This is a genomic window from Frankia sp. AgB1.9 (assembly GCF_016786355.1).
Taxonomy (GTDB): Bacteria; Actinomycetota; Actinomycetes; order Frankiales; family Frankiaceae; genus Pseudofrankia.
Genome location: NZ_JADWYX010000201.1, coordinates 1 through 9560 on the forward strand (window position 1 = coordinate 1; position 9560 = coordinate 9560).

9 protein-coding genes are annotated in these 9560 nt (G+C 71.4%); 6 read left to right on the plus strand and 3 right to left on the minus strand.

Translation table 11 applies throughout. The features are described 5' to 3' along the window. Positions 1 to 145: 145 nt before the first annotated feature. The gene (locus tag I6A60_RS39550; RefSeq protein ID WP_203022368.1) at positions 146 to 658 is read right to left on the minus strand and encodes a cupin domain-containing protein; all 513 of its coding nucleotides are present in this window, start codon (positions 656 to 658) and stop codon (positions 146 to 148) included. A gap of 148 nt (positions 659 to 806) precedes the next feature. Between I6A60_RS39550 and I6A60_RS39555 the strand changes: the two genes are divergently transcribed. Together I6A60_RS39555 and I6A60_RS39560 are read left to right on the plus strand one after the other, a co-directional pair. Beyond that, positions 807 to 2060, plus strand: a complete 1254-nt coding sequence (locus tag I6A60_RS39555) for an amidohydrolase family protein (protein WP_203022369.1) — start codon at positions 807 to 809, stop codon at positions 2058 to 2060. A 36-nt stretch (positions 2061 to 2096) separates the two neighbouring features. Further along, positions 2097 to 2630: a MarR family winged helix-turn-helix transcriptional regulator gene (locus tag I6A60_RS39560; RefSeq protein WP_203022370.1), complete on the plus strand. Its 534-nt coding sequence runs from the start codon at positions 2097 to 2099 to the stop codon at positions 2628 to 2630. Between the two features lie 37 nt (positions 2631 to 2667). Here the strand turns inward: I6A60_RS39560 and I6A60_RS39565 are convergent, their stop codons facing one another. Further along, complete coding sequence (locus I6A60_RS39565) at positions 2668 to 3462, minus strand: hypothetical protein (protein WP_203022371.1); 795 nt, start codon at positions 3460 to 3462, stop codon at positions 2668 to 2670. Between the two features lie 228 nt (positions 3463 to 3690). Between I6A60_RS39565 and I6A60_RS39570 the strand changes: the two genes are divergently transcribed. The 3 genes from I6A60_RS39570 (at position 3691) to I6A60_RS39580 (ending at position 6097) form a co-directional block, all read left to right on the plus strand. Then, a complete protein-coding gene (locus tag I6A60_RS39570; RefSeq protein ID WP_307874103.1) occupies positions 3691 to 4125 on the plus strand; it encodes a cupin domain-containing protein in 435 nt (144 codons plus the stop codon). 175 nt (positions 4126 to 4300) lie between these two features. Then, on the plus strand, positions 4301 to 4585 hold the full coding sequence (locus I6A60_RS39575; RefSeq protein WP_203022372.1) for an effector-associated domain EAD1-containing protein: 285 nt from the start codon (positions 4301 to 4303) through the stop codon (positions 4583 to 4585). Positions 4586 to 4588: 3 nt separating this feature from the next. Next, positions 4589 to 6097: a toll/interleukin-1 receptor domain-containing protein gene (locus tag I6A60_RS39580; RefSeq protein ID WP_203022373.1), complete on the plus strand. Its 1509-nt coding sequence runs from the start codon at positions 4589 to 4591 to the stop codon at positions 6095 to 6097. 59 nt (positions 6098 to 6156) lie between these two features. On the opposite strand, the gene I6A60_RS39585 is transcribed toward I6A60_RS39580, so the two are convergent. Next, positions 6157 to 7830: an FAD-binding dehydrogenase gene (locus tag I6A60_RS39585; RefSeq protein WP_203022374.1), complete on the minus strand. Its 1674-nt coding sequence runs from the start codon at positions 7828 to 7830 to the stop codon at positions 6157 to 6159. A gap of 841 nt (positions 7831 to 8671) precedes the next feature. On the opposite strand from I6A60_RS39585, the gene I6A60_RS39590 reads away from it, so the two are divergent. Continuing rightward, the gene (locus I6A60_RS39590; RefSeq protein WP_203022375.1) at positions 8672 to 9376 is read left to right on the plus strand and encodes a Clp protease N-terminal domain-containing protein; all 705 of its coding nucleotides are present in this window, start codon (positions 8672 to 8674) and stop codon (positions 9374 to 9376) included. The last annotated feature ends 184 nt before the right edge of the window (positions 9377 to 9560 follow it).

The following is a 9560-nucleotide window of genomic DNA, read 5'->3' on the forward strand; positions in this document are numbered from 1 at the left end:
GTGCATCGCGCACGGCGTCACGCTGTCGATGTACTACCGGGACCCCGACCGGAACATGGTCGAGATCCAGGTCGACCCGGTCGCCCCACCCGCCCCCGCCCCGCCCCGCGCCCGGGTGATCGTCCTGCTGCTGGGGTGCCCTGTCCTAATCGTTGTCGACGGCGAGGCCTGCCTGGCCGTCGTTCTCGCGCAGGCCGGCCTGGTGGTCGGTGCGGGGGGCGAGCCAGTCGGGCCAGGGGACCGGGGGATTGGGGAGCGGCTCGATGCCCCGGGAGGCGAGAAGCTCGGCGAAACCCTCCGGGTCGGCCGGGACCGCGCGTGGATCGCCGGTCATCACCTCGTAGAGGGTCGCGCCCTCAGGGCCGGCGACCAGGGGGCCGAACTGGGCGCCGTGCTCCAGCGTGAGGTGCGTGCCCGCGGGGCACGGCCGGTCGCCGACGAGCACCTCACCGGCGACGACGTAGACGAAGTGGTCGGAGGCGTGGCCGTGCCGCTCGACGACCATGCCCGGGTCGTAGCGCGCGTAGATGACCATCCGCTCCGGCGACCACTCGAGGAACTTCTCCCACACGGACACCCGCCGCCCGCCCGGATGAGCCTGCGCCTTCACCTCCTGCCACGGGAGATCCCCGACCGACACGATCTTCAGCTCCGCCATGCCGCCGTCCTTCCCTTCCGCGCCTGTCCGCGACCTCCTGACAGGGCAGGGGTCGCCGGGTAGCTTGGTGAAAAGTAGCTTTTTGGAAAGCGATCGGCAATCCAGCTCTGAGCAGGGCGAACGCGCCCGGGACCGAGGGGGCCGGCAGATGACAGTGACCGACGACAGGACGACACCCGGGACCGTCACCCCAGCGCCGCACGACTTCCCGAAGATCATTTCGGTGGACGACCACATCCTGGAGCCGCGCGAGTTATGGCAGCGGGAGCTACCCGCGTCGATGCGCGACCGCGGCCCCAAGGTCGTCCGCGACCGGCTGAAGCTGCACTTCTCCGGCGGCCACTACGGCTTCGAGCGCGGCGTCCCCGATGGGCGCTGGTGCGACCTGTGGCTCTACGACGACCTCGTCTACCCGACCGGCCTGCTGCACGCTTCCGCGGGCGTCCCGCCGGCCGAGGTGCAGAACCTGCCGGCCGTCTACGAGGACTTCCGCCCCGGCACCTACGACCGGGACGCCCGGCTGCTCGACATGGACACCAACCACGTCGAGGCGGCGATCAACTTCCCGAACACCTTCCCCCGGTTCTGCGGCCAGGGCTTCTCCGAGCGGCCGGACAAGGAGGTCGCGCTCGCCTGCATCCAGATCTACAACGACTGGATGATCGACGAGTGGGCCGGCGGCTCCGGCCGGGGCCGGCTGATCCCGCTCACCCTCATCCCGCTGTGGGACCCGGCGCTGGCCGCCGCCGAGGTGCGCCGCTGCGCGGCGAAGGGCTCGTACGCGGTGTCGTTCTCGGAGAACCCGAGCAAGCTCGGCTTCGCCTCGATCCACTCCGGCGCCTGGGACGTGCTCTTCCAGGCCTGCGAGGAGACCGGCACGGTCGTCACGATGCACATCGGCTCGTCCTCGACGCTGCCCTCGACCTCGCCGGACGCGCCGCTGGCCGTCAGCATGTCGCTGTCGTCGCAGAACGCCGAGGGCTCGCTGTGTGACTGGATCTTCTCCGGCACGCTCGACCGGTTCCCCGGCCTGACCATCGTCTACGCCGAGAGCCAGGTCGGCTGGATGCCGTACCTGCTGGAGCGGATGGACCTCGTCTGGAAGGGCGACGTCGGCGGCGGCGCCCGGCTGCCGAACCCACCGAGCAGCTACGTCAGGGGCCGCGTCTACGGCTGCCTGTTCGACGACCAGCACGGCCTGCTGTCCCGCGCCGAGGTCGGCCTCGACCAGATCGTCTTCGAGACCGACTACCCGCACACCGACGGCACCTGGCCGAACTCGCTGGCCGTGGCCCACCGGCTGTGCGCCGGCGCGGACATGACCGCCCCGGAGGTCTACAAGTTCGTCCGCGGCAACGCCATCCGCGCCTTCGGCCTGGAGCGTTTCGGCATCCGGGAATGAATCCGTATCGAGGAATGAATCCGTAGAGTCCCGAGAATGTCGAGCGGGCCGGCCATGACCCGCGGCGAGCGCACGTCGGCGCGCGCCGCCGGGGCGACGGTCAGCGAGCCCGGCTGGGTCGACGAGGTCGGCCTGACCGGGCACGCCGGCCTGCTCGCCCGCCTGGTCCGGCTCAACATGCTCGTCTCCGCCGCGCTCGACGGCCTGGTCGAACCGTGTGGCCTGACGGTCGCGGACTACCTGGTACTCGGCGCGATCCGCCGCTCGCCCGGGGGCCAAGGCGCGCCGAGCCGGCTGTGCCGGGTGCTCGGGCGTACCAGCGGCGGCATGACCCTGACGCTCGACCGCCTCGCCACCGCCGGCCTGGTCCGCCGGGCGCCCGACCCGTCCGACCGCCGCCGGATCACCGTCGAGCTGACCGCCGCCGGCGACACGCTCAGCCGCCAGGTCAACGACCGGCTGCACGCCTGGGAGTCCGAGCTCGACCTCCCGGAACCGCTGCGGGCCGAGCTCAACGTCGCCCTCGACACGGTTCTCGACGCTGTCACGCCCGGCGGCGCGGACCGGTAGTCGCGCCCAGGGCGCCGCGGAACCCGTTGCCCCCCGGTCAGCCAGTTCCGGCCGGGGCGCTGACGTAGGGGACGGTGCCGCCGACGACCTGCAGGCCGAGGCGGCGCAGGATCGGCCGGCTGTCGTCGGAGGCGTCGACCTGCAGCAGCGGGTAGCCGAGCGCGACCGCCCGGGCGGCGCGGTGCGCGACGAGGGCCCGGTAGAGGCCGCGCCGGCGGTACTGCTCCAACGTGCTGCCGCCCCACAGCCCCGCGACCCGGGTGCCGGACAGCGGGACCAGCCAGGCGGTGCTCACCATCCGGGCGCCATCCTCGACGGCGAAGATCTCGACGGGCTCGGTGGCGCCGCTCAGCCGGTTCTCCAGGTCGTCGGCGAGCCACGACCAGTCGTCGTCCCAGACCGCGCTGGCCAGCGCCGCGACACGTTCCAGGTCGGCGCGGGCCGAGACCTGCCGCATCGTCAGCCCCGCGGGCAGCACCGGTGTGCCCGCGAGGGCCGCCGACTCGCCGAGGACGAGCGCCTCATGAGCCTCGGCCACCGCGCCACGGGCTGTCAGCATCGGGCGCAGGTCCGCCCGGTCGTGGTCGAACGTCTTCCACTCGAAACCGAGGCCACGCACCGCGTAGTAGGCGAAGGTCCGGTCGACCAGCGACTCCAGCGCGTCGGCGCCGAGGCCCTCGGCACCCTCGGTGAGCATGGCGAAGCCGCCGTTGATGGTCAGGCACCGGGTCAGTGGGCCGTCCCGTTCGCCGAGCCACCCGGCCGGCAGCCGGTTCGGGAACGACCCCCGCACCTGCGCGTCGTACACGTCCAGCAGCTTCTCGGCACACACGCGGACGAGCGTCGCACAACGGACGGCACGGCCCGAAATTGTTTGCCACTCCGGAGCCGATCGGCGCGGCGGCGCCGGGACGAGCACGGAGCGTGTCCGGATACCGGCACGAGGAGGCCGGGGCGCTCTGTCCGGTGTCCCGCTCGCCATCGCGGTCAGGCCCCGGCGGGGCGCGGCCGTTCGTCCAACGGTGCGCCGCGGCCGGCGCCGCGGCGCGATGATGAATCGGTGAGCATCGAACAGAGCCGTCCGGTGGAGCTGGCGAAGGCGCTCGGGAGCTTCGAGCAGCTGTGGAGCCCGCGCATCGTGACCCGGGTGAACGACTACGACGTGCGAGTCGCGAAGGTAGCCGGCGAGCACGTCTGGCACGCCCACGACGACACCGACGAGTTCTTCCTGGTCATCGAGGGCGAACTCCACATCGCGCTGCGCGGCGCGGAGGCCGCCGGCGGCGTGGGGGAGCGGACGGTGGTCCTGCCGAAGGGCGCCGTCTTCGTCGTCCCGCGCGGTGTCGAACACCGCCCGTCGTCGCCCGGCGGCGCCTCGATCCTCATGTTCGAACCCACCGGAACGCCCACCGTCGGCGACCGCCACGACCCGATCCCCGACCACGTCGACGCCACCACCGGCCACGCCTTGGACCTGACCGAAACGGCCAGCTGACCGGGCGCGACGCGTCGAAATGCTGACCGTTGTCGGCGCCGGAGTCCGCGCGTGCGCCGAGTAGGATCACCGGTGTCGGCCACAGGTTCAGCTGTCTGGCCGCCGTGACGGGGTGCCGGAGACGGCGCGGGGAAGACATTGTGTCGCTGCGAGGTGGCACACGGGGGCGTGACGCGTGAACCTTCTGAGTGACGACGAGCTGGCCGAGCTGGCGCGGGTTTACTGGCAGCCGCTCAACGTGTCCCAACTTCTCCAGCGCGCTGGCATCGGTCCTCAGCAACAGCCGGTGATACTCACCGCGTATACGTCGGTCTCGTACTGGCAGGCTGTGAACGTATACCTCAGCGCGAGTCGCAACGCGGAGCTGCGGGGTCGCATTCTCGGCCAGGCACGCGCCGACTACCCAGCCAACCCGGTCTTCATCCGGGGCGTCGCGGACGCCGCGGCGGGACGAGCCTGACCGATGAGCACCTTCAATGCGGACCAACTTGGCGAGTTCGCGCGGGTGTATTCGGACCCCGTCAGTGCGCGTCAGCTGCTCCTCGGCGCGGGCATGGATGCGGGCCGGATACCGACGAGCACCGTGTTCTTCAACTCGGCGAGCTTCTGGGACGCGGTCAACGAGTATCTCTCGAAAGGACAGAGCGTCGGGCTGCGGGACAGCATCCTCGCCCGTGCACACGACGAATACCCTGACAACTCGTATTTCTGGTCGGAACCGACGGAGCCCAGTGTCCAGCGTCAGCAAGCTTCTGGCCGTTCCGGCCCCGGAGCGCCGCCCGGACCGTCCATGTTCGGCCTCATCATCGGCGTCGACGCCGAGCGTTACAGCGACCTCGACGCGATTGCCCAGCGCGACCTGCGGGAGCGCCTACGGAAGATCTTCGGGCAGGCCCTCGCCGAAGCCGGAATTGGCTCCTCGGGCTCGCTTCAGGACCAGGACCGCGGGGACGGCTTCCTCGGCGTCGTCGCGGCGACGGTCCCCGCTGAGCGGGTCGTCCGGGACTTCGTCCACCGGCTGAGCGGGGCTCTCCTCACGACCAACCACAACCGGCACGGGCCGGGGCGGATCCGGCTGCGCCTCGCCCTTCACCATGGACACGTCATCCCGGACGGGTCGGGCTGGGCCGGGGACCCGATTGTGGAATGTGCCCGCCTCCTTGACGCGGACCTGCTGCGTGGGGTGCTCGAGGATGACCCGCACATCGATCTGGCGCTTCTCGTCTCCGACCGTCTGTACGAGTCGGTGATCAGACCTGGGATCGCCGGGATCGACCTACGTGCGTTTCACCAGGTCGACGTCGTCGGGAAGCGCTTCCGAGCCGTGGGATGGCTTTCCATCCCCGAACGAGGGATCGCCGGGCCCGTCAACGGCTGGCCGGCGCGCCAACCCGCCGGTTCCGCGGGCTCCCGCTCAGCCGACCCGGCCGGGGAGCCGCCGGTGGGAGCCGCGCGGTCCACGCGGTCCGCGCCCGATCCGCCACCGGCCGCGGGGAAGACCGACAAGGGCGAGCGGTGGGACTTCCTGGTGTCGGCCGCCCCGGACGACGAGGGCTGGGGTGACTGGATCGCCTGGCACCTGAAGGCGGAGAACTACAGCGTTCGACTGGAGTCCTGGGACCTCTTGGCGGGCGACGAGTCGGTCGACGTGCTGGACCTCGCGGTTACCTCCTGCGATCGGACGATCGCCGTGCTGTCGCCGGCCTACCTGGAGTCCCGCGCCGTGCGGGCGGCCTGGCAGCAGGCCTGGCACAACGCCTGGCTGCGGGATCCGAACGGCCTGAAACGCACGCTGATACCGGTCCGGGTCAAGCCCTGCGAGCCGGCGGGCCTGCTGCGTGGCATCCGGTACATCGACCTGGTCGACCGTCGTGAGGCGGACGCGAAGGCGTACCTCAAGGAGCAGATTCGTCGCTCCGTCACGGGCAACGGGCGTCCCACGGAGCCGCCGCCCTTTCCGGGACCCAGGTAGGCGGGAGGAGGCAAGGTCGGCCCTGTGTTGGGCCGGTCGGGTGGGCCGGGTCGACCAGGTCAGCCGACCGCGCACGCCACCGCGCGGCCGGCGGCGCGGCCGGAGAAGAGGCAGCCCCCCAGGAAGGTGCCCTCCAGCGCGCGGTAACCGTGGACGCCGCCGCCGCCGAAGCCCGCGACCTCACCGGCGGCATAAAGACCGGGAATGGCGTCCTGCCCGTTCGGGCGGATGACCTGGCTGTCGAGGTTGGTCTCCAGGCCGCCGAGGGTCTTGCGGGTCAGCAGATGCAGCTTGACGGCGATCAGCGGGCCGGCCTTGGGGTCGAGCATTCGGTGCGGCGTCGCGACGCGGATGAGCTTGTCGCCCCGGTAGCGCCGTGCCCCGCGTAGAGCGGCGATCTGCAGGTCCTTGGTGTACGGGTTGGCCATTTCCCGGTCGCGGGCGACGACCTGGCGCTCGACGTCGTCGTAGCGCAGGAGCGGCGTCGGCGTGAGCGCGTTCATCCCGTCGACGAGGGAGCGCAGGTCGTCGCGGACGACGAAGTCGACGCCGTGCTTCTTGAACGCCTCGACCGGGCCCGGAGCACCCTCGCCGAAACGGCGGCGCAGCAGTAGGCGGATGTCCTTGCCGGTCAGGTCCGGGTTCTGCTCGGAGCCGGAGAGCGCGAACTCCTTCTCGATGATCTTCTGTGTAAGGATGAACCAGGTGTAGTCGTAGCCGGTGCGCTGGATGTGGGCGAGTGTGCCGAGCGTGTCGAAACCGGGGAACAGCGGTGGCGGAAGCAGGGCGCCGGTCGCGTCGAACCAGAGTGACGACGGCCCGGGCAGGATGCGGATGCCGTGGCCCGGCCAGATCGGGTCAAAGTTGGTGATGCCCTCGGTGTAATGCCACATCCGGTCGCGGTTCACGATGCTCGCGCCGGCGGTCTCGCTGATCGCGAGCATCCGGCCGTCAACGTGGGCCGGGACCCCGGTGAGCATGTGTTTCGGCGGCTCGCCGAGCCGCTGCGGCCAGTTGGCCCGGACCAGCTCGTGGTTGCCGCCAATCCCGCCCGAGGTGACGATCACGGCCTGCGCCCGCAGGGAGAACTCACCGACACCGTTGCGCGACGAGGCGAGGCCGCGTGCGGTGTCGGTGGCCTCCAGCACGGTGCCGTGCACGCCGTCGACCTGGCCGGCCGTCACCGCCAGACCGTCCACCTGGTGCCGGAACCGGAACGTCACCAGGCCGGCATCGGCCGCGGCGCGGACCCGCCGGGCGAACGGCTCGACCACGCCAGGCCCCGTGCCCCAGGTCAGGTGGAACCGCGGTACCGAGTTCCCCGGCCCGTCGGCGCCCCAGCCGCCGCGTTCCGCCCATCCGACGACCGGGAACCACCGCACCCCCATCGCGTGCAGCCAGGCTCGCTTCTCCCCGGCGGCCCACTCGACGTAGGCCCGCGCCCACTGACGCGGCCAGTGGTCCTCACGTTCCCGGTCGAACCCCGCCGTTCCCAGCCAGTCCTGCCAGGCGAGATCGAACGAGTCCCGGACGCCCATGCGGCGCTGCTCCGGCGAGTCGACGAAGAACAGCCCGCCCAGCGACCAGAACGCCTGCCCTCCCAGATTGGCCTCGTTCTCCTGCTCGACGACGATCACCCGGCGCCCCGCGTCCGCGAGCTCAGCGGTCGCCACCAGCCCGGCCAGGCCCGCCCCTACGACGATCACATCCGCGTCGTAACCGCCGTCCGCCACATCCGCTCCATCCCTGAGCCCGAGCCAGCATCGCGGCTCCACCGTCCCACCGAACTGCCGTCGGCCGGTACCGGCCACCCTCCCGCCCACGACGGACCAGGGTCAACCGTGCAGCTGGGACACGCGTCGACCGTGCAGACAGACCGGCGGTTGGCCCGGCTCGGCCGCGAGCGCCCTACCGGGAGCGGAACCGCACCGCGAAACGCGGAGATCAACCGCACCGCGGAACGCTTCGGGCGCCGGGGACGCCCTGCCGGTCGCTCCAGCAGAGGCGGTCGGTCCGTCGGGCGACCGAAGCTTCGAGCGCCATTCCGCCCACCCATCTGGCGATCTTCGGGCGGTGAAGCGGTGCGCGACGGCGGTGATCGCCAACTGCGCAGGGATGAATACGACAAACTGGGGCACGAAACGACCGTTTCCCCTACCAACTGGCGATCATGAGGAACCTTGCCGGTGCCAGAGCGCGATGATCGCCATTTGCGCAGGGGAAACTGCGGCCACCGGGTGCGCGGAGCACCGACCCGCGGAGGATTGACACGCTGGACAGGCGTCCGCCCCCCGAGACAGGCGTTTGCTCCCTAGCGCCGGATCCGGCGAGGTCGGTCCGCTGACTTGATCGCCGTCTTGGCAATCACCTGGTCACAAAACCGCCGCGGCCCCAGCCGCGCGAGGACGAAAACAGCGATCTTGATGGTCTCGGCACGGGGCGAGTCCAGCTGTGGGTCGCCGGATCTGGCGATACAACCGGGCCAAGCCGACCAATCCCTTGTCTGACGGGACCCGGCGATCGACGATCCACGTTCAGAAGGGTCAGATCGGACCGTTCGGCAGGGAGCAGGCGATGTTCGAGAGGTTCACCGACGAGGCCCGACGCTCGATCATCTGCGCTCAGGAGGAGTCCAAGGCGCTCGGTCACGACCGGATCGGCACCGAGCACCTGCTGCTTGGCCTGTTCCACGATGACGTGGGCGGGGCGGCGGTGACCCTGCAGTCCTTCGGCGTCACCCTCGAGGCGGCCAGGGACGCGGTCGTGGCGTTGGTCGGTCGTGGCGATGGACCGTCGAGCGGACATATCCCGTTCACGCCGCGGGCGAAGCGGGTCCTGGAGCGTTCGCTACGCGCGGCACTTAAGCTCGATCACAGCTACATCGGGTCTGAGCATCTGCTGCTGGGGCTGGTCGACGAGGGTGAGGGCGCCGCCGCCGACCTGTTCGCGCGGCTCGCGATCGACCCACGGGAGGCGCGGCGGCGGGCCAGGTCCGCGCTGGCCGCGGCGCCGCCCGCTGGCTCCACGCTGCCCGGGCCGTCCGGCCCCCCGCCTTTCGCCGCTTACGACCAGGCCAACAAGCAGGCCCGCGAGCTCGCCCGCCAGCTCGAGACGGTGCGCGCGGCGAAGGACGCCGCGCTCGACGAGGGAGACGTCGACCAGGCGGTCGCGCTGCGCAAGCGGGAACGGATCATCCTCGCCGTGCGCTCCGGCCTGCTCCGGGACATCGCCGCGGCTGAGACACCGCCCGCGCCGCCCTCGGAACAGCCACCGAACTGACGCGAGAGCCGGGGCGCACCCCCGAGCCGGGGGGGGGGGGGGGCGGGGCCGCCCCCCGCCCCCCCCCCCCCCCGCCGGGGGGGGGGGGGGCGGCGCGCCCCCCCCCCCCCCGCCGCGGATCAGCCGCCGTTGTTGGTCGTCGTGAAGGTCACCGACGAGCTCACGGCCTCCTGAACGTAGTTGC